The sequence below is a fragment of the Rhizobium sp. OAE497 genome (assembly GCF_040546565.1).
Taxonomy (GTDB): domain Bacteria; phylum Pseudomonadota; class Alphaproteobacteria; order Rhizobiales; family Rhizobiaceae; genus Rhizobium.
Map to the genome: position 1 here is coordinate 202,216 of NZ_JBEPOA010000003.1, position 24,377 is coordinate 226,592.

Here is a 24,377-nt window from a genome sequence, read left to right on the forward strand (position 1 = left end):
ATTTGTAAGCCAGGAGCAAACAAAAATGAAAAATCACGTCCGGTTCGCGCTTCTGGCGAAAGCCGGCTATGCGGCGCGGGGCCTCGTCTTCCTTCTTGTCGCGGGACTGGCGCTGTTTTCGGGTCTCACCGGCGGCACTCCTGAGACGAAATCAGCACTCTCAACGCTGCTGCAGCAACCTTTTGGCCGCGTGTGGGTCGGCCTTATCGGGATTGGATTGCTGGGCTTTGTCGCATGGCGACTCGCACAATCCCTGGCCGATGCGGATCGGCATGGGCGCGACGTAAAGGCAATGATCATTCGCTCAGCCCTGTTTGGCAGTGCGATAACCTATATCGGTCTTGCTGCCTATGCACTCGGTCACGCCTTTGCGGTCGGCGGCACGAGTGGAGGTTCTGGAGAAAAGGGTTTAGCGGGATGGATCATGTCGCAGCCATTCGGCTCCTACCTGGCGATCGCCGTCGGCGTCGGTTTCATTGTTGGCGGGGGCATGACCGCGCTCAAGGGTGTCACCGGAAAGTTCAGGCGTTACATCAGGCTGGACGAACGGTCTGCAGCTTCATGGATTTGTATCTATGGTCTGCTCGCACGTGGCGCAGTCTTTGCGGTCACAGGCGTGCTGTTCGTTTTCGCTGGCATCCATGTTAATCCTGATGAAGCGGGGAGCATGGCCGACGCCCTCGAATGGGTCCGCCACCTTCCGTTCGGCGGCATCCTTTATGCGGCAGTCGCAATCGGTCTGGCCGCATTCGGCATCTACAATTTGATCGAGGCGCGCTACCGGATCGTGCGCAGCCCATCGCTTAAGGACGTGACGAAGTCGATCCCGAGCACTCGCTGAGCAAAAAAGGGTATGAGCTATAGCCCGTCATCTTCGATTAGACGCGCAAGCTCGGCCGGACTGCGAATGCCAAACTCATACCATCCGATGAGCTCTCGGGCCTTAAGGCTGCTCGCGTCATCGGTGATTGCCAAGCCACGGCGCGCGCACCAACCGCGCAGGACGCGATCGATACAGTCGACATCCTCCTCGACCAGAGGCGCCTTGGGCCAACAGGTGGTATTCATGTTCCCCTCATCGGCGTCAGATCGCCAAGGTCCACGATAGGCGAAAGTTCAAGGCGCACAAGCGGTTTGCGGCCAAAACTCACAGCTGGTTGAAATCGTACAAACCGTTGTCGACCGGCGGTCCGCAGTGCCTTCCCTCCGTACCTCCCTTCAAGACTGAAGCAGATCGGCCCTGCTCGGTCCTGCCGCATGGGGAATGGAGTGTCTTTGAAATCCAGCGGGCGTGGGCTTGACGATTTATCGCCGATTTTCCTGCCGTTTTGCAATGTCGAGCCAACAATCGTGAGGGCAACAGCCTGATAATTTCGGCAACAACGTGAACGACCGAGTTGACTGAATCGGGTTGGATCTTCGCCTCCCCGATAGGGGAAGACGTCAAAGACAGGCTGAGAAAGTCGCTAAGAGCTTGAATGGAGCAGGATCAGGAAAACCTGACCGCATCTTTAAAGGGCACGACCCGCACCACAGCTCCCGTTTCGTCGGTGATCTCGAAGCTTTGTCCATCGACAAGCTTGCCGAGCCTTACAATTTCACTCAGGAGTTCGCGAGCGCCTGTCAAGGCTTCCTCGACCGCGGCGTCGAGATCTGCGAGCTCGGTGCCATCGGGATCGGCGATATAATCGTCACCGTTGCGGATGTTGAAGAAAAATCGGGGCATGTTCACCATTCTCGGGAGCTCGTTTCCATAACCGTCGGTGCGCGGGATTTGTTCCGGGAACGTCCCCTGGCGGCGCCCGTGACTTCAATTTGGCCCATCGAAGTGGGAACCCTCGGGAGATGGCGGAGTTAAGACAGGTGTCGAACGCGAGCTCGGTGATGAGGAACATGTCTCCTCAAGCCCCTAGCGGAGATACCCGCGATGATGAGCGGCCAGCGGCCAGTCAGCACGATAGGCAAAGGCCACCGGTTTGAGACAGCTCGCCTCGCGGAGGACAACCATGTCCGGCCGCTCTACGTCTCAGTCCCGGATAGAGCGGTAGAAGGCTCCCGGGTCCCAAGGCAGATAAATTGAAAGGCGCTATCAATGACAGACCGAAAAAATCAAGGTTCGCTTGACGTCGACGGCGAGGATATCATCGACGGCAATACCGGAGGTCAGCCAGCCGACCGCGGCGACGACGGGTTTAAGTTCAAGGCCATGCGTGAGGCTGTGCGTCAGCGCTCCGACGGTCTCATCGTAACATCAGACCTCGAAGATCATGAGGAACGCGAGGCGGCGTCTGGAACGCGCGAACAGGACTAGGGACTGTCATTAATCGGTTGTCGATCGGCGGCGGCTGTATCAGGCGTCTTTAGGGAAAAGGCCGTTTGTCTGACCCGTCAGCATTTACGAGAGGCCAGATCATCACAAATGGGTCCTGTCCAGTCGTCTGGCGGGCCGGTGATGTCACCCTACGCCTAGGTAGCTGATGGTCGTGGCGCTCCTTCATTGCGGCCAACGGTGGACGGGTCCGACAACGCGGCGCTTGTGAATTTCAGATAATCTGAACTGCGCCTCATATGTCCTTGCTGGGGCTGAGCCTTCCATTTTCATCGATGACAATGTCCACCTGGTCCAAGCCACGCGGAACATGTTTTTGTTGCCAGCAGCCGCTGAGCAACAGCCAGGACACTCCCAGGATTAAGAACCGTCCGAGCTCAACGTTACAGAAAACGCATTGCCCTGATGAGTGCCGAAAACCGCTTTTAGCCTGCCTCGATTTGCCATGGAACAAAGCCGAAGCGATAAGGGTTCATTCAAAGCAACTTAAGGAGATGCAACAATGGACCATACAAATCATGTCCGGCTGACCGCCGACGAGCTAACACCAGCTGTTCTTGAAGGCGCTACCGTTTATGGCGCCGACGATCACAAGATCGGCAAGGTTGATCATGTTCACGGAAGCGGCACGGCGACCAACGTTGTCATCGATGTGGGTGGTTTCCTTGGAATAGGCGCCAAGCCGGTGTCGGTGCCGGTCGGTGATCTCGAATTCATGCGTGACGAGGACGGCGACGTGCACGCCCTCACCGCCTGGACGAAGGATCAGCTGAAAGAGATGCCTGAGCACCGAGATTGACGGGCGGACGCGCCGACATGCTGGCCGCAGGGTCGGCGCGGTAGCTGTGCAGCCGATGAGAGCCCTATGTGCTTGAAGGGAGTGCGACATGGCTTACAACGTGCTTATTGTCGAAGACCAGCCGCTGATTGCCCTCAATCTTCAGGATACGGTCGAAGAGCTTGGACACCGCACGATCGGCATCGCCAGCAACATGTACCAGGCACTGATGCTGTCTCATGATGCGGAGTTGGCGCTCGTCGATGTCAACCTGGAGGATGGCCCGACCGGACCAATTCTCGGAAAGACGCTCGTCGATGCGAACGTCACCGTCCTGTTCATGACAAGTGACCCCGGCGCGCTACGTGGCGGCGTGCCGGGCGCGATCGGTGTAATGCAAAAGCCGGTGCCCGACAGGGATCTCGGCGATGCGATCCGCTATGCTGCGGATCGTCGCAGCGGCAAGGACAATACCTCCGTTCCCAGAGGCCTTGTTCGGTTCCACGCGTGATCCAAATCCAGTCATTTGCACCATCGCACCGCACCACAAATGGTTCATGACGCCTGCTAGGCCGCAACGGGACCGGAAACGGCGGCCTTTCTGAGGCTCGCAGAAATTCGCGCGTCGCTGAACGGCTTGGCAACGATATCGATACAGCCGGATAATCCGCTTCCCACTTCTTTAGGGCTGCCAGTCACGAAGATGACCTTGATATGAAAGCGGTCCATAAGCCGCCGGCCAAGAGCTGAGCCGCTGGCACCGTCCGCCAGGCCGAGATCGACAAGCGCCGCCTCGGCGCGCGGAGCGTGGGCAAGAGCCTGTTCCAGCGTGACAACCGATCCTATGACTTCGTGCCCGGCGTCGCGAACGATCCGCTCCAGCTCAAGAGCGATGATTGGCTCATCCTCGATAATCAAAACACGCATTGATCCCTCCTACGATTAGTCCAGCAAATAGGTCGGGTTTAGAAAATGACCACGAAACCACACGGTTTTTTGATTGAAAACAGGCAGTTGGTACGGTTTCGTACCGGATCGACGGTCTCGTCCGCATTGTCCGTCAGGAAGCGTGGAACCCAACTGGCACCATCTCGTTAGCTTTGAACTGTGATGAGTGGCGGCCATGCACGGTTGCGACAAGAAAGTGCCGAAAACGTCTTTGCACAGCTTGCACATCGAAAGCGAACAGTAACTGACATTCGCCGCGCTTGACCGGTACGCTGCGCGTGACACAGGCGCAACCAGCGCCCGGCTGACAGAAGGCGCCAGTCTGTTCAATGGAGAAAAAAATGTCCGAATCTTCGAAGCCCGCCGTGCGGGGAATGCTTCTTTATCTCGGCGCGCTTCTTTCACTGGGCCTGATAGCTGGCGTGATCTTTACCCTCTCTGGCAGGCCTTCGAATCCTTCCGTGCAGTCGGCGGGCGAAACCATTCCTGAAGCGACAGCACTACCACAGCAAGCGAAATAGGCAGTTTTCGTCTTCACCGAGTTCAGGCGATGAGCTTCAGCAACTCCAGTCCCGCCGTCGGCTTAGCGACAAAAGTCACGCCGGCCTCGACATCGTCGTGCGAAAGCTTCACGAGACCTGAGGTCACGATAACCCGGGTCGCTGGCCATTGCGACCGGACCCGCGCAACCAGGCCGAGGCCATCCATACTGCCGGGCATATCTATATCGGTGTAGAGGGTGTCGATCTGGTTGGTCTTGAGTAGCACCAGCGCCTCGTCGGCATTGGCAGCTTCAAGCGTCCGGTAACCGGCGCGGTCGAGGAAGTCGACAATATCGAAGCGCAGGCGGCTTTCGTCCTCGACGACCAGGATACTGCGCTCAGCCATGTCCTCGATCGCGGCAGGCGCGCGCACGCGATCAAGCACTTCGCGACCATCTGGCGATGCCTGGGTATGCTCAAGAAGCTCGCGTTCGAGCACCGCCTGGTGCCAATGGAGATCATCCTGCCCGAAAGGCCGGCCGGCCTGCTCCCATAGAGAATAGGCGCGTGCGGCGATCCACTCACTTCGATTACCGGTCATTTATCGATCTCCCTCCGTCTGCGGCGGGCAACGAACGTATTGCGGGTGAACTTGGTTCCATAGCCGAGCGCAAATTCTCCCGAACTGGCGCCTTCCGTACGGTTTCAGACCGGATCGATCGCTTCAGCTGACAGGAAGCGACCATGCAAAAACGCTTTCGTCATTTCGTAGAGCCACCTTGCGCTTTCCTCGCGCCCAAGGTCGATGAGGCAATTGCGTTCGAAGGGCGCGGTGGCATGTGCCGCCCAGTTTCTGGCTTTGCTCGGATCGTCCCACTGCTGGAACTCCCTTCTGATGCCAAGGGTTAATGCCACACTCGGCAAAGGCCGATCTATGAAGGAGACGATATCATGAAAAGCAAGGATCTCGGCGATACCAATCCCTGGAGCGAACGCAACTGGGTTGCTGTCGTCGCCGATGGCGACGAGGCTTTCCAGGCCATCACTCGCTTTGCGGAAGATAAGCGCATCGCAGGGGCGTCGTTGACCGCGATTGGAGCATTCAGTTCCGCCACCCTCGGTTTTTTCGATTTCACGACACGCAGGTACAAGGAGATTGTGGTCGACCGGCAGGCGGAAGTATTGAGCGCGATCGGCGACATCGCGATCGGAGACGACGGTCATGCAAGCCTGCATTTGCACGTCGTTCTCGGTTTCGAGGACGGTTCGACCAAAGGCGGTCATTTCATAAGCGGTATCGTTCATCCGACATTCGAAATCGTCATCCGCGAGAGCGCAACCGGTTTCCGCCGCCGCAAACACGACGACCTCGGGATCGCCTTGATCGACCTTTGAGTGACAAGACCGCGGAGCGTGGCGGCGGGGTTTTTGATCCTGTCCTGCGTTGTCTACGACAAGGGTCACGCAGCCCATCTGAACAAACTGGCCGCTTCCGGCGCGTCGCGGATACTTCGATCCGAAGCGCTTAAACTATGCTCGAGCGGAGGAACATTGCTGCGCCGATGACGGCACGGCCGCTCCGGCATCGACAGTTGCCGGCCGGCAAGCCTGAACTCTTACCGGTCGACGCCGTCACTCACGATTGAAAGGCCGGACCGACAGGATAGTCTGGATGAAGCGCATGGAATGTCGTCATAAGGGCGAGAGCGCGTGTGACCACGTCTTTCGCGAGTTCAGGATCATTGACGGCAAGATCACTCGCGACTGAGGACAGTGCTTTGCCGACCGATGCCATAACCGTCTCGAGCCCATCGTCCCCCTCATCGGCTGCCCAGCGTGCATTTCGCTCCAATGTGATCGCCAGCCGCTCCAACAACGCCTGCTTTTCCGCCACCCCCAATGTCGCGAATGTCTCTTCCGTCACCAGCAAATTCGTAGTTCCTCTTATGGACGCGGGCGGTAAACGCACATCAGGAAAAAAAGATGCACTCAAGTGCGCGTCGGCAGAAGGGTTGCGGAACATCGCAGCCGCTTGCTTGTTAGTGCTGCGACACTTCTGTCACAACTCACAAAAGACGGAACTGAAGCCATGACCCTTGCCGGGAAGAAGATCGCCATTCTCATTGCGCCGCGCGGGACGGAAGAGCCGGAATATGTCAAGCCGAAGGTGGCCGTGGAGGCGGCAGGTGCGGCCGTAACGGTCATCGGCATCGAAACGGGAAAGGGCCAGACGAACAACAGCGATCCGGTCCCCGATGGCAGCTATCAGATCGCCAGCGTCGTTGCGAAGATCGTCGAAGAATTTGCAGAGGGCCGCCATTCCGAACAGGCCCGCGGCGCCTGATAGGCTTAATTGCGCTGCCGGGAGCGACGGACGAGCGAGTTCGCCGCCTCGCGCCTGCGTCGGTGGAAAGGGAGTTTTGAGATGACGGAAGACAACAAGAAGCAAGCAGAGCTGCCGGAAACAAGCCCTGGCTTGGAGCCACCGATCAAGGAATCAAGCGAGCAGCGCGGCATGGCGCCCCGGCCGGATGAGAAAGAAAAGCTCGTGCCAATCGGCAAGTCTGGCTTGAGTGCTGGCAAGCCCGATCGATAAGGCCGACGGGAGCAAAACCCGGTCCCAGTGGTACCTTGTGAGGCGGATACCCGCCCTGTCAAGATCGAACGGCGGGCTTCCTGACCCGGTTCCGATTTCTGACGAATACTATGCAGCAATCCCATCTTTCAGCATGGGGTCGGTGGTTCGCGCCTCAGTGTCCTCCTCGAACTCCGGGTGCGGATTCCCGCTGCGAGAATGAAGTCGCTCGATCTTGCGACAGGAAAAATTGTACTGCGCGCGAGATCCAGGACATCCGACCAATACATCTACTCCGTCATTGCTTGCTGCCCGACGGACGACTTCCACGTGCCGGAACGGGAACTGGACGGGCTCAATCGCCGGGCCCGTAAGATTATCTTTCATGACCGGGTCCGAAAGCGGTCGAGAACATGCTTGCCCGCGCCATTCTAGAGGAATGAGGCGAGGAAGACCTGATAAACCAAGTCGAAAGACGGCGTCGCGCCGCATATCGGGCGAAGCTGACCCTATCGCCGAGGAAAAAGGAGGCGACACCCGTCAGCCCGCCACTGACGGCGACGCGTCGAACTTGGATGGCTGACAAGAACTAATGCGCGCCGGCTTTCTGGAGTAAACCCAAGCAGATCGCACTCATCGTAGTGCCGAAGCTGCGCCAAGACGATCGCGGCAGGAAAATGGTGGAACCGGTACCTTCGATCGCCGTTGTCACACGAAAGGAGACCGGCATGCGCTACTTTTTCAACGTCAAATCAGAGGCTTTCGACGAGATCGACAAGGAAGGCAGCGACTTTCCGGATGTTGCCGCAGCTCACCAGGAGGCGGTTCGTTCTGCGCGCGAAATGGTGGCTGAACTGGTTCTTAACGACGACCGCATCGACGGCATGCGTTACGAGATCGCCGACGAAGCAAACGAAGTCGTTGCGACCGTGTGGTTTCGCGACGTCCTCAAACTGGACTAGCTTGCTTCGCCGATCAGACGTTCGAATTCTTCTTCGGGGATACCGTAGGAGCCTGCTGCATAGGCTTCGAGGCCTTCACGATCAAGGACTTCGATTGCACCACGCGTTGATCTTATCAGGTGAAGTCCCTCCAGCAGGTGAAGACCGGTTGTGACGCCCGGCCTTCGCACGCCAAGCAGCAGCGCGATGTAGTCGTGCGTGATCTCCATGACGTCGGCGCGTAGCCGGTCGTGACACATGAGGATCCAGCGCGCCAGCCTCTGTTCCAGCCGAAACTTCGCATTGGCAAGCGAGGTGTAGGATACCTGCGTGGCAAACACATGCATGTACTTGATGAAAGGTATCTGCAAGGTCGAGCTTTGGAGAGTAGCCTTCCTCATGTGGTCGATGGGAATCCGGTAGCCGGATCCGGCAACATGCATTTCGATGAGATAGGGGACCTCGTTATCGCCGATAATTGTCGCGGTGGGTACAAAGCCCTCGCGCCCGAACATCCCGGCTTCCGTCGCGGTTCCAGTGGCGGCCACGGCAAGCACCGAGCCGATGCCGCTCTCGGGGAAATAGACGTGCTCTAGCGTCTTGCGCGGTTCGGCGATCCGGAATGCACTCGTCAGTCTTACGGGTTCGAGATAAGGTTCAAGCAGACCGAAATCCTCTGCTGTCAGTGCCCTTAGCATTTTATTTCTCAGGTCGCTTTGCTTTACCATATCCGCCGGTCTCATTGTTGGCATCAGTTTGACGATGCCGATCCTGTCTATCATCCGGAGAAATTGGGGTTCGCCAGCCGAACGGCAAGGCGCGGAGAAGTCCCTCCAACCAAGGGCCCCCGGGAGGTATTGGGCCAACGAAAGTTTGCAGCTGCCCCCGGGGACCGCCGCACACAAAGCAGCGACAGCATCAGATGGCCTCACCTGGGCGCCTCAAATCCAGGCAAGGAGCCAATAATTTGCGCGGCAAATCAGGAGAATGAACGTGCCCATCCAAACGGCAAAAAATTATCCTGATCAGGCACTTGATCATTTTCCGCACTGCAACATCTGCGCGAGAAACGCCTGTCTCTCCACCGTCGTCGACGCGCTGGGGCGGGGCCCGTATCTTACAGGAGTGTGCAGAATGGAATATGTCGAGCCGAGGAACGTAACCAGCGATGCTTTAACGCGGGTTTGGTCCGTCGCCGAATTTTGCGACCGGCATCGCATCGACGACAGGGAGCGGCAGCGGCTGTTGGAACTGTTCGGATCTTTTGCAACTGCAAGCGAATTGCTTCACAACGCTCGGCGCGAACCCAAATTCAGATAATCGCACGCTCGATCGACGGCTTTCAGGTCTGCCGTGTTGCTCACCTTATCATCGCCGTCCCAGGCATTTTCGCCATTTTCACAGTTTCGTGTGCTGGGAACAACGTCTGGCGACGACCGTTCGCCTTTCGTTGACCTTTGAAGGATCCGAGAATGAAGACAATTGCAAAACCATTGCTACTTGCTGCCCTCAGCGGCGCACTGACCGTGACGACGATGTTTCCCGCTGCGGCGATGCCGGTTCCGGTTGTGAAGCAGACACAGATCAGCAACCTAGAAGACGTCCAATTTCGCCGCCCCGTGAGGCGTGGATGGTATAATGGACATCGCGGTTATCGCTCGTACCACCGAGGCTATCGCCGCCATAGCGACGGTTTCTGGTACCCGCTTGCCGCTTTCGGTGCCGGGGCAATCATCGGCGGCGCTCTCGCGGCGCCCCGAGCCTATGCAGGTTCCAGCCGCCATGTGCAGTGGTGCTCGGAGCGCTACCGCACCTATCGTGCATCCGACAACACCTACGTGCCGCGCGCTGGCGTGCGCGCCGAATGCATTTCCCCGTACAACTAGTGCCAAAGGAGGCCGCCTGACACCAGGCGGCCTTTCTTGCCTCAGGGCCTGCAGGAGATCCTGAACCCTGAGCTCTCTGGCTACGTTTTCAACACACTGTCCAAGCGGACGACGTTGGCTGATTGGGCGATCCTTGATCGCTCCGCCGCCAGGGCTGCTGCCAGGTCTTCGGTCCGAAACGGTTTGGCGACGACCGGCCGCGTCACTTCGGCTCCTGATTCCAGCTTGTCGCTGTAACCGGTCATCAACACGACAGGAAGGCGGGGATGGCTGTGTCCAATCGTTTCGGCAAGCTCGATCCCGGACATCTGCGGCATCATGATGTCGCTGACGATGGCTTCGACTTCTGGATGGCGATCAAGGATTTCGAGCGCCTCAGCGCCTCGCCCGGCCGTGAAGATCGTCGCGACGAGACCTTCCAGCCCCAGACGGACCGACTCAAGCGATGCGGGCGTGTCGTCGACAATCAGGATGACTTTGGCGAGTTCTGCCGATGAAGGCTTAATCTGTCTGGAGGTCTTTGGCGCATCGGATTTCGGCAGAAGGAGTGTGAAGGCGCTGCCATGTCCGAGCAGGCTGGAGACCTTGACCGCGCCTCCGGCTGCCAAGGCGAAACTATGAACTTGAGTGAGCCCGAGACCGGCCTGGCCGTTTTCCTTTGTCGAGAAGAAGGGCTCGAACACCCGCACCAGGTTTGCCGCGTCGACGCCCTTGCCTGCGTCTGTGACAGTCAGCGCCACGAAGGCGCCACGGAGCCGCGCATCTTCCAGGCCGGCCTCGGCGACATTCCTGGCCGAGATCGTCACCCTTCCTCCATCCCGCATCGCTTCCCTGGCATTGGTCAGGAGGTTGATAAGGGCAATCTCAAGCCCGGCCGGATCCACGTGAACGGGCCAGAGGTCATCATGGAGTTCAAAATCCAGCGTGACCGTGTCATTAAGAGCCTGGCGAAGAAGCGGTTTGATGGCAGCGAGTTTCTCGTCGAGTTCGACATGCGTCGCACCCTGGTTGGATCGCCTGGAAAATGACAAAAGGCGTTGGGTGATCGCCTTGCCTTTGGTGACGCCGTCGGCCATGTGGCCGAGCAAAAGCGTAACGCGCTGCTCGTCGCCTCTGCGCCGCTTGATGCCTTCGACCCCCGACTGGAAGACCATCAGGAGATTGTTAAAGTCATGAGCAGCCTGCCCCGTAAGCTTGCCGAGTGCGTCCATTCGCTGCCAGTTGGCCATGCTCTCGCGTTCGCGATTTCGCGCATCGATTTCCCGCAGCAGCAGGAATGCTGCAGCGCCTGACAGCAACAGCGTCACGCATGCGCCAGCAATCAGCAGCATCCAGGCCTTGTTGGCCAGTCGATCATATTCTTCGGCGGGGATGCCGACCCTCACGCGCCAGGGTGTCTCTGCAAGTCGTGCCTCGGCAGCCCTGAGGGTCCCCCCGGACGCCAACACTGCGTTGCCGAAGCTGCTGCCGGTAAAACGTGCGAATTCGTCGCCGGGCCTGCCTGAGAGTGCGGGCGCGCCGGTCGAGGCAACCAGCCGGTCTTGCCCATCGACGATCCATGCCGGCCAGGTGCCGGGAAGACCGGTCGCGGCCAGCAGCTCGGTAACGGTCTGCGGGCCGATCACCGCGGAAAGCACAGCCTGAAGCTTGCCTCTTCTTTCGATAGGGACCCGGATAGCGAAAGCTGCCCTGCCCTTCGGACCGACAACGACGTTCCCAATGACCGGCTCGCCCTTTTTGAGTAGCCTTTCGTAACTCTCGACATCAACAATACGCCGGCTCGCCGATGCATCCAGGGGCGGAAGCGAGAGAACGACATTACCGTCCTGGTCGGATACGCGGATCTGCTGCCATCCCGGCACCCGTTCACGCAGCCGGCGCGCCGTCTCTGCAAAGCTTGAGCGAGAAACCGGAAGATCGAACCTTGGCGAGTCGGCGATCACTGACAGGAGCTGTATCTGGGTATTGAGCTCGCGCTGGACCGTCGCGGCGATCGTGTCGGCCCGCAACCGGACGTCATCATCGAGCGACCGTCGTTGCTCGGTCACGAAGAACCACTCCATTCCCGCGGCCAGGATGATGACCGGTATGAGGGAGGCGCTGAGGAGAAGGAGCGCTGGCCGGACTTTGTTCAAGCGATTTCCCAGATGTTATTCGGCAACGGTTATGACATATGCGAGCAAGCCAAACTTGCAAGCGGGGGCAGACTGCGGACTGCCGGCTGCATTGCCAGTTATTTTATCAGGCCTGACGCAGGAATTTCGAGTGAAATCGAAACGCCGTCGCCGCCCCATTTTCGCTCGATTGCCGCATTCAGACCTTTGAGCGCGGCTCTTTCAAGCGTCGTCCCGAAGCCTTCCCGATCCGTAGGACCAGTCATCTCGGGCGAGCCTTGCTCGACCCACCTGAGATGAAGGACACCCTCGGACATAGAAACGTCGATCGAAAGCTGTCCCGAGGGCGTGGAAAGCGCGCCATACTTGGCGGCATTCGTCGTCAGCTCATGGAGAAGGAGCGCGAGCGAGGTCAGCGCGTTACCGCGCAGCGGAGCGTCCGCTCCGCTGATCGCGATATTGGCTTTCTGCCTGTTTTCATGGGGAGCAACGATCGCTTCCAGGAGCGCCTTTACGGTTGTATCAGCCCAGCTGATCCCGTCGCCGCTTCCAAGTTCGGGCAGCGTCAGGTCATGAGCGCTGGCAAGTGCCTGTATGCGCGACCTGAGGTCGCTCTCGAGGTCGGCGGCGCTGGTGGCCGACCGGGCGCTGAGCGAGATCAGCCCGGCCGTGATGCTGAACAGGTTCTTGACCCGGTGATTGATCTCCCGCAACAGCACGTCCTTGTGCCCGGCTGCTTGCCTGAGAGCCTCGGCCTGAAGGGCGAGCTCGTCCCTTTGCGCTGCCAGCTGTTGTCGCTGACGATAGAGTTCGACGAAAACCTCGGCCTTGCTGCGCAGGATGTCTGGCTCGATGGGCTTTTGGATAAAGTCGACCGCTCCGGCCTCGTAGCCCCGAAACCGGCGCTGTCCGTCTGTCGTACCAGCGGTCACGAAGATAATCGGGATGCGCCGGGTCCTTTCGTTTCCACGCATCAGCTCGGCGAGCTCGAAGCCGTTAAGGCCCGGCATCTGCACGTCGACCAGCGCCAGCGCTACATCGTTTTGCAGCAGGATCTCCAGCGCCTGGTCGCCTGATCGGGCCTTGAGAAGCAGGAGGTCGTCGCGCCGCAGCAGCGCCTCTAGGGAAAGCAAATTTTCCTCAAGATCGTCGACGAGGAGAAATGGGACGGGCGCCAACAAGTGATCTAAACCTCTTTTAAAAATTCGCCGATCGCTGCAATCGACATGACATGCGCCGCTGGACACATTGCGATAGCTGCTTCAGGCATGGCGGATGCGAAAGCCGTAAGCGGGTCCTGGATGAGGGCGATCCCGCCGGCAGCGCCGACCGCCTGCAAACCCTTTGCGCCGTCATGGTTGGCGCCGGTCAGCACAATTGCAATAAGAGACGGCCCATAGGCATCGGCAGCGCTCTCGAACAGAACGTCGATGGACGGCCTGGAAAACAGGACCGGCTCATCGCTCGATAGTGACACGGTCTTATCGAATTCAACGAGGAGATGGTAGTCGGGCGGCGCAAAATAGATCGTGCCTGGCTCTATCGGCTGCTTGTCCTCGGCCTCCTCGACGCGCAGGCTGCATTTGGCGCGGAAGAGTTCGGCCATGACGCTGCGCTTGTCCGGCGGGAGGTGAACAACCACTAGGATCGGGATAGGGAAGCTGACAGGCAGGAGCGGCAGTATCGCCGAAAGCGCCTCAAGTGCACCTGCCGACGCTCCGATTACCACGGCTTGCGGCCTGATCGCGCTCATTCTCCCTGCCTTTGGTAGATTTTCTCCTCACGGACGAAGTCTCTGAAGGCACCAGATTGAGGCGAGAAGCGCAGGCTCTCCTTGGCACCGAGCCCCAAAAAACCCTTGCGGGCGAGCGAGTCCTTGAAGAGGCCAAGTGCCCTGTCCTGTAGGTTTCGATCGAAATAGATGAGGACGTTGCGGCAGGAGATGAGGTGCATCTCGGCAAAAACGGCATCGGTTACCAGACTATGGTCCGCGAATACGACATTGCGGCGCAATGTCCTGTCGAAGGTGACCCGGCCGTAGGCTGCCTGGTAATAATCCGAAAGCGAGGACTTTCCCCCGGACTTGCGGTGGTTTTCGGTAAAGAGGGGGACGCGGTCCAAGGGATAGACGCCTGCTTCCGCCGTTTTCAACGCGTCCTGGTTGATGTCGGTGGCGTAAAACAGCGTGCGCTCTTCCAGCCCCTCTTCCCTAAAAAGGATGACCATGGAGTAGAGCTCCTCACCGCCGCTGCAGCCGGCAACCCATAGCTTGATCGATGGATAGGTGCGCAGATGTGGAACGACCTTTTCCCGGATTGCCCTGAAATAGGAGGGATCGCGAAACATCTCGCTCACCTGTACCGTCAGGTAGCGCAGGAGTTGCCCGACCATTTCCGGATCATGAAGTAGGCTTTCCTGCATGGCTGAGAAAGTCGCCAGCCCGAGCTGCTCGCGCGCCTGCTTCAGGCGCCGCTTGATGGAGGCAAAGGCATAACTGCGGAAATCGTAGTGGTACTTCAGAAACAGGGCTTCGAGCAGCAACCTGATCTCGATGTCCTCGACCTTCTCGGGGATCGGTACAAGCGTCATTTCGGCATCCAGACCCGTACCAGCGACAGAAGCTTCTCGACGTCGAGCGGCTTTGCCATATAGTCATTTGCGCCCGCTTCGATGCAGCGCTCTTGGTCGTCCGGCATGGCCTTGGCCGTAAGCGTAATGATCGGCAGTTTCTTCCAAGCGGCGTTCTTGCGGATCTCGCGGGTCGCCGTCAGGCCGTCCATGACCGGCATCATCACATCCATCAGCACCAGGTCGATGCCGCCATCGGCTTGCGCTGCGGATTTTTCCAGAGCTTCGAGCGCTTCCCGGCCGTTGCGTGCAATCTCGATTATCGCTCCCCGCGGTTCCAGGATATTGGTGAGAGCATAGACGTTGCGCACATCGTCCTCGACAACGAGGATCCGCCGGCCTTCAAGAAGCGCGTCCCTGTGCCTCGCCTGACGGATCATTTTCTGCCGTTCGGCCGGCAGTTCGGAGATCACCTGGTGCAGGAAGAGGCTCACTTCATCGAGCAGCCGCTCGGGGGATTTCGCACCCTTGATGATGATCGACTTGGAATAGCGCCTGAGCTTCTGCTCGTCGTCCGCGGACAACTCACGACCGGTATAAACGATGACCGGCGGGAATGCGTAGGCGCTCTCCTGACTCAAGGTCTCCAGGAGGGAATATCCGGACGCATCGGGGAGCGTCAGATCCATGACCATGCAATCGAACGTCTCCTGCCTTAGCCGGTCGAGGCATTCGGCCGCCGTACTTGCTGTCACAGTCTCGACGTCGTGCGAGGCGAGCAGTCGCGCAACAGCCTCGCGCTGCACCGGATCATCCTCGACGATCAGGACGCGACGAACACCCTGGGACAACCGGGCTTCGAACTTCTGGAGCACATCGACAAGCTGATCACGATTGACGGGCTTGATCAAGTAACCGACCGCGCCGAGTGAATAGGCGGTTTCAAGATGGTCGCTGCCGGATACGACGTGGATCGGTATATGGCGTGTCTGAACGTCCTGCTTTAACCGGTCGAGCACCGCAAGCCCTGATTGATCCGGCAACCCGATGTCAAGGACGATGGCACTCGGCTTCAAGTCCTTTGCAAGCGTCACCGCTTCCTCGGCAGTTCCGGCAACGATGGTCTGGAAGCCCATTTCCCGCGACAGATCACGGACGATCGATGCAAAGGCATCATCGTCCTCGACGACCAGCAAGACACGCTTTGTCTCGTCGAGCGAATGGCGGTCGTCCTCGACGCGGCGGATCGGCCTTTGGGGCGCCGCGGGAGGCTCCCTGACAGCGGCAATGATCGGTTCAACGGCTGTGGCGGGACGCATATCGCGCGGTGTCACCTTCGCCGGATCGTATTGTTCGGGCAGGGTCACCGTGAACGTGCTCCCCTTTCCGAGCGTGCTCTCCAAATCGATCGCTCCGCCAAGAAGCCTGACAAGCTGACGCGAGATCGACAGCCCAAGCCCGGTGCCGCCAAACCGGCGGCTGATCGTGCCGTCGGCCTGGTGAAAGGCATCGAAGACTGTATGCTGCTGCTCGCTGGCGATCCCGATCCCCGTATCGGAAACGGAAAACGTCACCTGCCCGCCCGCCGCGCGGCGGATTGACAGCGATACCTGCCCGTCCTCGGTGAACTTGATCGCATTTGAAAGCAGGTTCTTGAGCACCTGTTCAAGGCGTTGCGGATCGGTCTCGATGACAGCAGGGCAGGCGCTGTCGACCTCGATGGCGAAGGCAAGCGCCTTGTCTGCAGCCAACGGCTGGAAGACCTGCCGGAGGTTGCCGGCCAGCCGTTCGAGCGTGACTGTTTCGGGCCTGATCTCGACATGTCCGGCCTCGATCTTCGAAAGGTCGAGGATGTCGTTGATCAGGTTCAACAGGTCGTTGCCAGAGGACTGGATCGTGCGTGCGTACTTGACCTGCTCGTCGGTCAGATTGTCTTGCGGATTGTCGGCAAGAAGCTTCGCCAGAATGAGCGAGGAGTTGAGTGGGGTGCGCAGTTCATGCGACATGTTTGCAAGGAAGTCAGACTTGTACTGGCTCGCCTGCTCAAGTTCGCGCGCTTTCAGACCGACGGCGACATTGGCGCGTTCCAGCGCGTCGCGCTGGGTTTCCAGTTGCTGGGCCTGCTCTTCGAGCTGGGAATTCGTCTGTTCGAGCTCGACCTGTTGCTGCTCCAGCCGCGACTGCTGTTCCTTCAGCGCCCGGCTTTGCTCCTCCAGTTCCTCGTTCGAAACCCGCAGTTCCTCGCTTTGGGTCTGAAGCTCTTCGGACTGGCGCTGTGTCTCTTCAAGGAGATCCTGCAATTCGCTGCGGTATGTGGCCGACCTGACGGCAATGGAAACGGCTTCGGATGCCCGTTCCAGGAGGGCGACGATCCGTTCGTCGACCGGGTGCAGGAAGCCGAGTTCGATCACGGAATTGACGGCGCCATCGACGCTTCCTGGCAGAATTACCAGGTGCTTTGGCTTGTGTGCACCGAGAGCGGAACTGAAGGTGAGGTAGCCGTCCGGGACATCATCGACAACGATTGCCCTGTTTTCGGCAGCCGCCTGACCGAGCAGCCCCTCTCTCAACCTGAATTGCGAGCGAATGCTGGCGGCGTCACCCACGCCGTAGAGCGCCTGTCTCTGGAAGGTGTCGCCGCCGCCAGAAAAGATGGCGGCGGCCACTGCGCCGGAGTAGCGGGCAAGATAATCCAGGATGCTGTTGCCCAGTTTGGCGATCTCCTGATCGCCCATCATCGCACTGGCAAGCCCGACCTCACCGGACTGCAGCCACTGGTCCCGGCGTCGCGCAAGCGTGGCCCTGCGAACCAGAAAGCCGATCGTCGCTGTCAGGACCAGGCCGAGAGCAACGGCAAAAACCGTGCTCAACAAAGCGCGTTGCTGTGCCTGTTTCATTTCCACGAAGCGCTTCAGGCGTATGTCAGCTTCTGCGCCTGATATGGCAGCGATCTGAGCGCGGATCGCGTCCATCTCCTGCTTGCCGCTGTCGGCGTTGACAACCGCAAGCGCTGCTTCGAGACCTTGAGAACGGCGCAGATCGATCGTCTGGGCAAGTTCGGAAAGCTTCGCATCGACATGCTGTTTCAACGTCGCCAGTCTCTGGCTCTGCCCGGGATTGGCTCCCGTGAGTTCGCCGATCCTATCGAGCTGCCGCGGGATCGCGCGCAGCGCCTCATTGTAAGGTGCGAGGTAGGTCTCGGTGTTTGTCAGGAGGAAGCCGCGCTGGCCGGTCTCTGCATCCTGTATCTGCGATAGCAACTCGTCGAGCGCAACGATGGCCACATGCGTCTGGACAACCCGTCCGTTCCCATCCTCCAGTGCCTGCAGATTGGAGAACGATACGAACCCGTTGAGAAGGAAGAAGAGCACTGCGCCTGCTAGACCAAGAGCGACAGCAGGGTCGAGACCGAGCGTTGGTTTCGATCGATCCGGCATACGCGCGTCAGTCATTCTAACCTCATTGGCATTCGCGGGGCATTCTTGTCATGACGGGAGGCACCCGGAAGACCCCTCGCCCGGACACGCGACGAAATCTAACGGCAGATCTCGTCTGTGGAAGATGCACGCGCAAATATTTCTTGCCAGGCACACAGATTTTTTCCAATCCGCAAGTGCGTTGGCGCACACTCTGCGCCGCAGCCCGGGCTACGCGCCACCAGGGGCCGGTGATCTCATGAAACGAAAGGCTGTCTGGGGCCTGGCACCCGGTAATAGGGTGGACCGCGACGCGAGCGACCTAGCCGACGACTGGCAGACCGGCGATCAACTTGTCGAGGGTGATCGGATACTGCCTGACGCGGATGCCTGTCGCGTTAAAGATTGCATTGGCGACGGCCGCCGATACACCGCATAAGCCGAGTTCTCCGACGCCCTTGGCCTTCATCGGTGATGACATCGGATCTGTCTCGTCCATGAAAATGACGTCCTGATGAGGAATGTCGGCGTGAACCGGCACTTCGTAGCTCGCCAGATCATGATTGACGAAAAAGCCGCGACGTGTGTCAACTGCGAGCTCCTCGGTCAATGCGGCGCCGGCCCCCATGGTCATTGCGCCGATGACCTGGCTTCGAGCTGTGATAGGGTTGAGGATCCGCCCGGCGGCACAAACGGCAAGCATACGACGGATCCGCGTCTCCCCGGTAAAGGCATCGACCCCAAGCTCGACGAAATGAGCCCCAAAGGTCGATTGCTGATGCGTCTTGGCGAGGTCACCCCATTCCATCGTATCTTCGCCAACCAAACCGTCTCCCGCTGCCTCCGCGAGCGCCACCGTGCGATTGCCGGACCGGACCTGGCCGTTCTCGAACACCACGTCATCGGAGTTGAAACCGAGTTTGCTCGCCACGGCCTCGCGCAACTTCACGCAGGCCGCATAGACGCCTGACGTCGATGAGTTGGCGCCGAACTGCCCCCCGGATCCAGCGGACACCGGGAACTGTGAGTCTCCCAATCGGACTCTGACCCTGCCGATCCCGACACCCATCATTTCCGCGGCCGTCTGCGCTATGATCGTATAGCTTCCGGTGCCGATATCGGTCATGTCGGTCTCGACCGTCACGATGCCGTCGCTATCCAGTTTCACCCGCGCGCCCGACGGCATGACGAGATTGTTGCGGAAGGCAGCTGCGACGCCCATCCCGACAAGCCAGTTTCCCTCCCGGCGCGAAGCTGTCGCGGGGCGCCTGTGCCACCCGAAGCGCTCGGCTCCCAGGGTCAGGCAGCCGATCAGATTGCGATGAGAGAACGGTCTATCGGGATGTTCCGGATCGACCTGAGTATCGTTGACCATGCGAAATTGGACCGGGTCCATTGCGAGCTTCACGGCCATTTCGTCGATTGCAATCTCCAAGGCCATGAGGCCTGGCGCTTCACCGGGAGCGCGCATGGCATTGCCTTCTGGCAGATCGAGCGCGGCAAGCCGCATGGCAGTCATGCGGTTGGCTCCAGCGTAGAGCAGCCTTGTCTGATTGACCGCAGTTTCGGGGCCGCCACCTTTGAGATCGCCGGACCAGCTCTCGTGGGCGATCGCGGTAATCTTACCATCGCGCTCGGCGCCGATGCGGATCCGCTGGATGGTTGCCGGCCGGTGGGTCGTATTGTTGGGCATCAACGGGCGTGGGAGAGCAACCTTTACCGGGCGACCAACCTCCCTTGCCGCGAAGGCGGCGAGGACGGCGTCAGCGCGCAGGAACAGCTTGCCACCAAAACCGCCACCGACGAAGGTTGACATAAGGTGAACCTTTTCCTTGTCCACGCCGAGCGTCGTTGCGAGGTCGCTCCGCCACCAGTCGATCATTTGGCTCGACGTCCAGACGGTGAGCTGGTCTCCGTCCCATGAGGCGACCGACGCATGTGGCTCCATCATCGAATGGGACTGGTCTGGTGTGGTATAGGTTTCATTGAGGCTGACGGGTGCCGATCGGAACGCCCCTTCGAAGTCGCCAACTGCGGTATCCGGTTCAGTAGACTCGTCGGGCTTTTGTGCCGACGCCATAGCACCCCGCAGGTCAAAGGTACCGGCCTCCGCTTCATAGTCGATTTTCAGGTCAGTGGCAGCCGCGCGCGCCTGTTCAAATGTCTCGGCGACCACCACGGCGACAGCCTGATGATAATGTTGAATCTCGGCGCCGCCAAAGAGCGTGGCGGTGTTGTACTTGCCCTTGTCGAGGTCACCCACATCGAGCGTCGTGACGATGCCGAGCACACCGGGCGCCTTACGTGCGTCGCTGGCGTCAATCGCCCGGACCTGACCCTTGGCGATCGCTGCGCCAACGGGGTATCCATACGCGTAAGGCGCGTTCGGCTCGTTCCACTCATAGGCATAAATCGCCTTACCCGTGGTCTTCAGCTCGCCGTCAATCCTTATGGTCGGCTTGCTCACCACCTTGAGCTGGTCGATCGGATTGGTGGTTGCCGGCTTGTCGAACTGCATGATTATCCCCTTGCCTGCGCAATGACGGCTGCGAGCGCTCGCTCTACCAGCTCGAGCTTGAAGCGGTTCTGTTCGGTCGGGCGGGCATCTGCCATCAAGGCGGCGGCAGCGGCTTTGGCTCCGTTTTTGAGTTCCTTGTCCCCGTCCTCGACACGCCATGGCTTATGGGCGACGCCACCGGCGGCGACGCGACCGCTGCCATCGGGCTGAATGACGGCACCGATCGAAACAAGCGCAAATGCGTAGGATGCACGGTCTCTGACCTTCCTGTAGATGTGGGTGCCGCCGGCTGGAGCCGGCAGGACAACGCTTGTGATCAACTCGCCGGGCTCGAGAACGGTTTCGATGTGGGGCGTCTCGCCCGGAAGCCTATAAAATTCACCGATTGGTATTGCGCGCGCCGAGCCATCTGCCTTGACGGTCTCGACGACAGCGTCGAGCGCGCGCATTGCGATCGCCATGTCGCTCGGATGCGTGGCAATGCAGGCATTGCTGATGCCAACGACTGCATGCTGGCGGGTGAAGCCGCCTATCGCCGAACAGCCGCTACCGGGCTGGCGCTTGTTGCAGGGCTGGTGCGGATCGTAGAAGTAGGGACAGCGCGTGCGCTGCAAGAGGTTGCCTGCGGTGGTTGCCTTATTTCGAAGCTGACCGGATGCTCCTGCCAACAGCGCTCGCGACAGAAGAGCGTAATCGCGACGCACGACCTCGTGTGAGGCTAGTGCGGTGTTGCGTACCAGCGCTCCGATCCGCAGACCGCCTGCCTCCGTCAGCTGAATCTCATCGAGCCCAAGTCCGTTGACGTCGATCAGATGGGCGGGACGTTCAATCTGAAGCTTCATCAAATCGAGCAGATTGGTCCCGCCGGCAATGAATTTCGCCTCGGGATTTTCCGCAGCCGCCCTTGCAGCGGACGAAGCAGAGCTAGCGCGCTCATAGGTGAACGGTCTCATGGGTTGATCCCTCCGACCTCTTCGATCGCTTCCAGGATGTTGGAATAGGCACCGCAGCGGCAGATGTTGCCACTCATGCGCTCGCGAATCTCCGCATCAGTAGGGCGGGGTGGTCTCGTCAGCTCTTCGGTGACGTGGCTTGGGATGCCGGCCCGGATCTCTTCAAGTACGGCGACAGCCGAGCAGATCTGGCCAGGCGTGCAGTACCCACATTGAAAGCCATCATGTTTGAGGAATGCGGCCTGCATCGGATGGAGTTGACCGGGTCTCCCCAGTCCCTCGATTGTCGTGATATCGTCGCCCTCGTGCATCACGGCGAGCGTAAGACAGGCATTGATACGCTGGCCACCGACATGCACGGTGCAGGCGCCGCACTGCCCATGATCGCAACCCTTTTTTGTCCCGGTGAGGTGCAGATGTTCGCGCAGCAGGTCGAGAAGCGTCGTCCGGTTGTCAACGTCAAGCTCATGCCGCTCGCCATTGATGGTGAGTGACACAGGGGTCGAATATGTCATCGTGTCTCCTGCAGATTGGGCCACCGCACCTCTTTTGGCAGTGCTGGTGACCATGACAGTGCCCTTCGAAGAGATAAGAAGCGCCACGCGACAAAGTTCCAGTGTGATCGACGCGTCAGGAATGACTGGCAGTGTGCCAATCGTGCGCCGAGCGAGAGGTGCACTTGAGCCGGCAGCTTGGTCATGGGTGTCGCTTGCGCTTGCACCGGCTGCCGATAATCCGTGCAGAGGGTTCACCGCCTCGCGGTCACGATGTCCCCGACACCTTTCGCGGGTGCAAGAGCCCCGCGATAGCGAATGACGGGATTTTTCCGCGGTAGGGTTTCAACGCATGTGCTGGCGGTCGAGCTGGCGACCGATAGACATCCCGTGCTGCGGCGTATTCTGAAGCGCTATTCCTGTATCGGTCATGCTGCCCTCCTGAGAACGATTGGTGCATCCAAGGGCCGTGATCAAGATTAGTGATAAGACAACAAGTATCTTCATGAGATGTTCTCGATGGTTGGGGCGCCGGCCGATGGCCGCGCCTAACTATATCCATCCCTTAACCCGCGCCGCGACTGATGGTTCCGCGTCCGCGGCAGGGTCGCGCGAGCATAAGTCAGTCTCGCGTTTCGATAAGCGCGGCCGACAATTTCTGACCTCGATATGGAAAATCGACCGATCTTGACCGGATCTTGTGGTGCAGGAACAATAGGGTTAAGTGCTTTTCACCATAGCGCACCTAACAAGTCCTACATGCTCGTAGTATAGAGCCTTTTCCAACGACGACACGGAGGCAGAAATGCGAAAGACCTGGACCGTCAGCCGCGGCCCGATCGCCGCCACGCCGGCCGATGTCGAAAAGGCGAGCGCGATCAACGCCATGCTTTGCGAGCCGATTGGCATACTGCCGAAGGCTCCGGGCGATCCAATCCGTCCATTTTCCCTCGGCCTGTTCAATCACATCAAGACGCGCTTGAAACCCGAGTTCGGCGTAAGCGCCTTGCGGCGCGCCACGGCCTTCTACATTTTCTCAAAACGCTATTATTTCGCGAGCGCGCAGCCAGATTCGATGCGGCACGACATCGACGGCAAGCCTGTAGCGCCACTGACCGCGGCTGACCGGGCGGCTGCACAGAAATCCTTTATCGAGGTGAAGAGAAGCCTTGAGGAGCGTCGCGACGGTGCGGTAGGTCGAACGCGGCCCAAGGAGGATGGCGATGGGCGGCGACCAAAGGCGGGTGACCTTGCGCGTCGGCTATAGCTTTCAGGAATGGCCGCCCTAACTCGTTTTGATGTCAAGCGAGGGGAATGCTGCGATGAACACGCACATATTCGATAAAGTCATATCGGAACTGGAAGGTTTGCAGGCTCCGATTGCGGCTATTAATGCGCGCCCATTCCTGCCCGATGCGCCGTCGCCGATTGCAATGCACACAAGACATTCGAAGAAAACCCGATCTGGCGATACAGGGGCTGCGGCGCGCGTCCAAGACACCGCAAAGAGGCTAACAAAACAGGGTTGATCTCTCCTGATATGTCGCGCAGCAGGAAAACCGCTCGTCAGTATTGCGACCCCGTGCTGTGAAATGCCTTCGACGACGCCGCCAGGTCATCGTCGACCTAATGTTTTCGATTGTATGGCCGGTGGATGTGGCCGCAGCAATCAATGCATTTGCAATCGAAAGCCTTGATCTAGTAACGGTTAGAGAAGCGGTCGGCGGTGTTGCCCGGCGAGCCGGGCTGCCGAGCTGTCGAAAGAGGCGCCTGCGCCCTGGGTTTGAAAGCGGAACAAAGTTCAGAGCTCAGCGCCCCTACCCAGACCGCCGGATCGGAGTGAAGCTATCTAAAACGGAGACAATGCTCACCGCCCCCTTCGATCAGCCGCCACCTCTCCGGGACAACCGGGGATATGATGAAAGCCGGTGCAGTGTGGCAGATGCCAAAACCGATGCGGCAAGCGAGAGTAGCTTCTGCGCACTTCAAGCATCGCGGCGCTATGATAGAAATTATCAGGGCGCTAGACACTCTTCGCAGATGCCGCAGCCGTCTTCGTCGAGAATGGACTTCGAACGACGGCAGCAGATGCAGGTGTGCTCGATGTCACCAAATATGGCTTCCGGCGGCAGGATCTCGATCTCCGATGCGCCAGTCAAGTCTACGGTCTCGTCTTCCATCTCGAGTTCTCCAGGTTCGAGGTTTCATCTGAGATGGGGAGCCGATCCGTTGAAACAAGATGCCCACACAGCTGGCCAGCGACTTCGAGCAGCCGATGCGATGGCCAAGCAATCATGGCTACCAAACTTCGCAATCAAGTACTAACTTCCACCAGCACTCACATCATCCGGGACCATGGCCTCTGGCGTCTGGAG

Annotated in this window: 26 protein-coding genes; 12 read left to right on the forward strand and 14 right to left on the reverse strand. The window is 59.3% G+C overall.

Features of this window, described 5'->3' with window-relative positions; genetic code table 11:
* Window positions 1-25 precede the first annotated feature (25 nt).
* Window positions 26-841: a DUF1206 domain-containing protein gene (locus ABIE40_RS27460; protein ID WP_199630002.1), complete on the forward strand. Its 816-nt coding sequence runs from the start codon at window positions 26-28 to the stop codon at window positions 839-841.
* A gap of 648 nt (window positions 842-1,489) precedes the next feature.
* Here ABIE40_RS27460 and ABIE40_RS27465 read toward each other — a convergent pair.
* Window positions 1,490-1,735, reverse strand: a complete 246-nt coding sequence (locus ABIE40_RS27465) for a DUF6894 family protein (protein WP_354541183.1) — start codon at window positions 1,733-1,735, stop codon at window positions 1,490-1,492.
* A 357-nt stretch (window positions 1,736-2,092) separates the two neighbouring features.
* Here ABIE40_RS27465 and ABIE40_RS27470 point away from each other — a divergent pair, with 357 nt between their 5' ends.
* From ABIE40_RS27470 to ABIE40_RS27480, 3 genes are all read left to right on the forward strand, one after another.
* The gene (locus tag ABIE40_RS27470; protein ID WP_199630003.1) at window positions 2,093-2,311 is read left to right on the forward strand and encodes a hypothetical protein; all 219 of its coding nucleotides are present in this window, start codon (window positions 2,093-2,095) and stop codon (window positions 2,309-2,311) included.
* 520 nt (window positions 2,312-2,831) lie between these two features.
* A complete protein-coding gene (locus ABIE40_RS27475) occupies window positions 2,832-3,128 on the forward strand; it encodes a PRC-barrel domain-containing protein (RefSeq protein ID WP_199630004.1) in 297 nt (98 codons plus the stop codon).
* Window positions 3,129-3,216: 88 nt separating this feature from the next.
* Entirely contained in the window at window positions 3,217-3,618 is a 402-nt protein-coding gene (locus ABIE40_RS27480) for a response regulator (RefSeq protein WP_112720350.1), read from the forward strand.
* A gap of 56 nt (window positions 3,619-3,674) precedes the next feature.
* Here the strand turns inward: ABIE40_RS27480 and ABIE40_RS27485 are convergent, their stop codons facing one another.
* Window positions 3,675-4,034 (reverse strand): response regulator, encoded by a 360-nt coding sequence (locus tag ABIE40_RS27485; RefSeq protein WP_112720349.1) that lies wholly within the window; start codon window positions 4,032-4,034, stop codon window positions 3,675-3,677.
* A gap of 362 nt (window positions 4,035-4,396) precedes the next feature.
* On the opposite strand from ABIE40_RS27485, the gene ABIE40_RS27490 reads away from it, so the two are divergent.
* On the forward strand, window positions 4,397-4,576 hold the full coding sequence (locus ABIE40_RS27490) for a hypothetical protein (protein WP_112720348.1): 180 nt from the start codon (window positions 4,397-4,399) through the stop codon (window positions 4,574-4,576).
* Between the two features lie 22 nt (window positions 4,577-4,598).
* Here ABIE40_RS27490 and ABIE40_RS27495 read toward each other — a convergent pair whose 3' ends face one another.
* Window positions 4,599-5,138, reverse strand: a complete 540-nt coding sequence (locus ABIE40_RS27495) for a response regulator (RefSeq protein ID WP_112720347.1) — start codon at window positions 5,136-5,138, stop codon at window positions 4,599-4,601.
* Between the two features lie 350 nt (window positions 5,139-5,488).
* Between ABIE40_RS27495 and ABIE40_RS27500 the strand changes: the two genes are divergently transcribed.
* Entirely contained in the window at window positions 5,489-5,932 is a 444-nt protein-coding gene (locus ABIE40_RS27500) for a PPC domain-containing DNA-binding protein (protein WP_148194894.1), read from the forward strand.
* Between the two features lie 241 nt (window positions 5,933-6,173).
* On the opposite strand, the gene ABIE40_RS27505 is transcribed toward ABIE40_RS27500, so the two are convergent.
* A complete protein-coding gene (locus ABIE40_RS27505) occupies window positions 6,174-6,461 on the reverse strand; it encodes a hypothetical protein (RefSeq protein WP_112720398.1) in 288 nt (95 codons plus the stop codon).
* Window positions 6,462-6,626: 165 nt separating this feature from the next.
* Between ABIE40_RS27505 and ABIE40_RS27510 the strand changes: the two genes are divergently transcribed.
* The 3 genes from ABIE40_RS27510 (at window position 6,627) to ABIE40_RS27520 (ending at window position 8,074) form a co-directional block, all read left to right on the forward strand.
* Complete coding sequence (locus tag ABIE40_RS27510) at window positions 6,627-6,881, forward strand: hypothetical protein (RefSeq protein WP_354541184.1); 255 nt, start codon at window positions 6,627-6,629, stop codon at window positions 6,879-6,881.
* 81 nt (window positions 6,882-6,962) lie between these two features.
* Window positions 6,963-7,133 (forward strand): hypothetical protein, encoded by a 171-nt coding sequence (locus tag ABIE40_RS27515; protein WP_165402771.1) that lies wholly within the window; start codon window positions 6,963-6,965, stop codon window positions 7,131-7,133.
* A gap of 707 nt (window positions 7,134-7,840) precedes the next feature.
* On the forward strand, window positions 7,841-8,074 hold the full coding sequence (locus ABIE40_RS27520; protein WP_112720397.1) for a DUF6894 family protein: 234 nt from the start codon (window positions 7,841-7,843) through the stop codon (window positions 8,072-8,074).
* Here the strand turns inward: ABIE40_RS27520 and ABIE40_RS27525 are convergent.
* Window positions 8,071-8,781, reverse strand: a complete 711-nt coding sequence (locus ABIE40_RS27525; RefSeq protein WP_112720396.1) for a Crp/Fnr family transcriptional regulator — start codon at window positions 8,779-8,781, stop codon at window positions 8,071-8,073. The genes ABIE40_RS27520 and ABIE40_RS27525 overlap by 4 nt on opposite strands.
* A 406-nt stretch (window positions 8,782-9,187) precedes the next feature.
* Between ABIE40_RS27525 and ABIE40_RS27530 the strand changes: the two genes are divergently transcribed.
* Both ABIE40_RS27530 and ABIE40_RS27535 read left to right on the forward strand, forming a co-directional pair.
* A complete protein-coding gene (locus tag ABIE40_RS27530) occupies window positions 9,188-9,373 on the forward strand; it encodes a hypothetical protein (protein ID WP_112720395.1) in 186 nt (61 codons plus the stop codon).
* A gap of 152 nt (window positions 9,374-9,525) precedes the next feature.
* On the forward strand, window positions 9,526-9,939 hold the full coding sequence (locus tag ABIE40_RS27535; RefSeq protein WP_148194896.1) for a BA14K family protein: 414 nt from the start codon (window positions 9,526-9,528) through the stop codon (window positions 9,937-9,939).
* An 80-nt stretch (window positions 9,940-10,019) separates the two neighbouring features.
* On the opposite strand, the gene ABIE40_RS27540 is transcribed toward ABIE40_RS27535, so the two are convergent.
* The 8 genes from ABIE40_RS27540 to paoA form a co-directional block, all read right to left on the reverse strand.
* Window positions 10,020-12,074, reverse strand: coding sequence for a response regulator (locus ABIE40_RS27540; RefSeq protein ID WP_354541185.1), 2,055 nt, complete (start codon window positions 12,072-12,074; stop codon window positions 10,020-10,022).
* A 98-nt stretch (window positions 12,075-12,172) separates the two neighbouring features.
* Window positions 12,173-13,234, reverse strand: a complete 1,062-nt coding sequence (locus tag ABIE40_RS27545; protein ID WP_354541186.1) for a sensor histidine kinase — start codon at window positions 13,232-13,234, stop codon at window positions 12,173-12,175.
* A gap of 5 nt (window positions 13,235-13,239) precedes the next feature.
* The gene (locus tag ABIE40_RS27550; protein ID WP_112720343.1) at window positions 13,240-13,806 is read right to left on the reverse strand and encodes a chemotaxis protein CheB; all 567 of its coding nucleotides are present in this window, start codon (window positions 13,804-13,806) and stop codon (window positions 13,240-13,242) included.
* Window positions 13,803-14,642: a CheR family methyltransferase gene (locus tag ABIE40_RS27555; protein ID WP_112720342.1), complete on the reverse strand. Its 840-nt coding sequence runs from the start codon at window positions 14,640-14,642 to the stop codon at window positions 13,803-13,805. Before ABIE40_RS27555 ends, ABIE40_RS27550 begins: the two co-directional genes overlap by 4 nt.
* Window positions 14,639-18,073 (reverse strand): response regulator, encoded by a 3,435-nt coding sequence (locus ABIE40_RS27560; protein WP_199630005.1) that lies wholly within the window; start codon window positions 18,071-18,073, stop codon window positions 14,639-14,641. The genes ABIE40_RS27555 and ABIE40_RS27560 overlap by 4 nt, the downstream gene beginning before the upstream one ends.
* Before the next feature lie 286 nt (window positions 18,074-18,359).
* Window positions 18,360-20,555: an aldehyde oxidoreductase molybdenum-binding subunit PaoC gene (gene paoC, locus ABIE40_RS27565; RefSeq protein WP_199630006.1), complete on the reverse strand. Its 2,196-nt coding sequence runs from the start codon at window positions 20,553-20,555 to the stop codon at window positions 18,360-18,362.
* Between the two features lie 2 nt (window positions 20,556-20,557).
* Window positions 20,558-21,508: an FAD binding domain-containing protein gene (locus tag ABIE40_RS27570; protein ID WP_199630007.1), complete on the reverse strand. Its 951-nt coding sequence runs from the start codon at window positions 21,506-21,508 to the stop codon at window positions 20,558-20,560.
* Window positions 21,505-22,155, reverse strand: coding sequence for an aldehyde dehydrogenase iron-sulfur subunit PaoA (gene paoA / locus ABIE40_RS27575; protein WP_130284510.1), 651 nt, complete (start codon window positions 22,153-22,155; stop codon window positions 21,505-21,507). Before paoA ends, ABIE40_RS27570 begins: the two co-directional genes overlap by 4 nt.
* Window positions 22,156-22,807: 652 nt before the next feature.
* Here paoA and ABIE40_RS27580 point away from each other — a divergent pair.
* Window positions 22,808-23,269: a ProQ/FINO family protein gene (locus ABIE40_RS27580; RefSeq protein WP_112720337.1), complete on the forward strand. Its 462-nt coding sequence runs from the start codon at window positions 22,808-22,810 to the stop codon at window positions 23,267-23,269.
* Window positions 23,270-24,017: 748 nt separating this feature from the next.
* Here the strand turns inward: ABIE40_RS27580 and ABIE40_RS27585 are convergent.
* Window positions 24,018-24,182 carry a hypothetical protein gene (locus ABIE40_RS27585; protein WP_165402772.1) on the reverse strand — a complete coding sequence of 55 codons (165 nt, stop codon included), beginning with the start codon at window positions 24,180-24,182 and terminating at the stop codon, window positions 24,018-24,020.
* Between the last annotated feature and the right edge of the window lie 195 nt (window positions 24,183-24,377).

Bases quoted from the DNA above. Each gene is read 5' to 3' on its own strand.
- ABIE40_RS27460 (WP_199630002.1), top strand. From the start codon at position 26: ATGAAAAATCACGTCCGGTTCGCGCTTCTGGCGAAAGCCGGCTATGCG.
- ABIE40_RS27465 (WP_354541183.1), bottom strand. From the start codon at position 1,735: ATGGTGAACATGCCCCGATTTTTCTTCAACATCCGCAACGGTGACGAT.
- ABIE40_RS27470 (WP_199630003.1), top strand. From the start codon at position 2,093: ATGACAGACCGAAAAAATCAAGGTTCGCTTGACGTCGACGGCGAGGAT.
- ABIE40_RS27475 (WP_199630004.1), top strand. From the start codon at position 2,832: ATGGACCATACAAATCATGTCCGGCTGACCGCCGACGAGCTAACACCA.
- ABIE40_RS27480 (WP_112720350.1), top strand. From the start codon at position 3,217: ATGGCTTACAACGTGCTTATTGTCGAAGACCAGCCGCTGATTGCCCTC.
- ABIE40_RS27485 (WP_112720349.1), bottom strand. From the start codon at position 4,034: ATGCGTGTTTTGATTATCGAGGATGAGCCAATCATCGCTCTTGAGCTG.
- ABIE40_RS27490 (WP_112720348.1), top strand. From the start codon at position 4,397: ATGTCCGAATCTTCGAAGCCCGCCGTGCGGGGAATGCTTCTTTATCTC.
- ABIE40_RS27495 (WP_112720347.1), bottom strand. From the start codon at position 5,138: ATGACCGGTAATCGAAGTGAGTGGATCGCCGCACGCGCCTATTCTCTA.
- ABIE40_RS27500 (WP_148194894.1), top strand. From the start codon at position 5,489: ATGAAAAGCAAGGATCTCGGCGATACCAATCCCTGGAGCGAACGCAAC.
- ABIE40_RS27510 (WP_354541184.1), top strand. From the start codon at position 6,627: ATGACCCTTGCCGGGAAGAAGATCGCCATTCTCATTGCGCCGCGCGGG.
- ABIE40_RS27515 (WP_165402771.1), top strand. From the start codon at position 6,963: ATGACGGAAGACAACAAGAAGCAAGCAGAGCTGCCGGAAACAAGCCCT.
- ABIE40_RS27520 (WP_112720397.1), top strand. From the start codon at position 7,841: ATGCGCTACTTTTTCAACGTCAAATCAGAGGCTTTCGACGAGATCGAC.
- ABIE40_RS27525 (WP_112720396.1), bottom strand. From the start codon at position 8,781: ATGGTAAAGCAAAGCGACCTGAGAAATAAAATGCTAAGGGCACTGACA.
- ABIE40_RS27530 (WP_112720395.1), top strand. From the start codon at position 9,188: ATGGAATATGTCGAGCCGAGGAACGTAACCAGCGATGCTTTAACGCGG.
- ABIE40_RS27535 (WP_148194896.1), top strand. From the start codon at position 9,526: ATGAAGACAATTGCAAAACCATTGCTACTTGCTGCCCTCAGCGGCGCA.
- ABIE40_RS27550 (WP_112720343.1), bottom strand. From the start codon at position 13,806: ATGAGCGCGATCAGGCCGCAAGCCGTGGTAATCGGAGCGTCGGCAGGT.
- ABIE40_RS27555 (WP_112720342.1), bottom strand. From the start codon at position 14,642: ATGACGCTTGTACCGATCCCCGAGAAGGTCGAGGACATCGAGATCAGG.
- ABIE40_RS27560 (WP_199630005.1), bottom strand. From the start codon at position 18,073: ATGACTGACGCGCGTATGCCGGATCGATCGAAACCAACGCTCGGTCTC.
- paoC (WP_199630006.1), bottom strand. From the start codon at position 20,555: ATGCAGTTCGACAAGCCGGCAACCACCAATCCGATCGACCAGCTCAAG.
- ABIE40_RS27570 (WP_199630007.1), bottom strand. From the start codon at position 21,508: ATGAGACCGTTCACCTATGAGCGCGCTAGCTCTGCTTCGTCCGCTGCA.
- ABIE40_RS27580 (WP_112720337.1), top strand. From the start codon at position 22,808: ATGCGAAAGACCTGGACCGTCAGCCGCGGCCCGATCGCCGCCACGCCG.
- ABIE40_RS27585 (WP_165402772.1), bottom strand. From the start codon at position 24,182: ATGGAAGACGAGACCGTAGACTTGACTGGCGCATCGGAGATCGAGATC.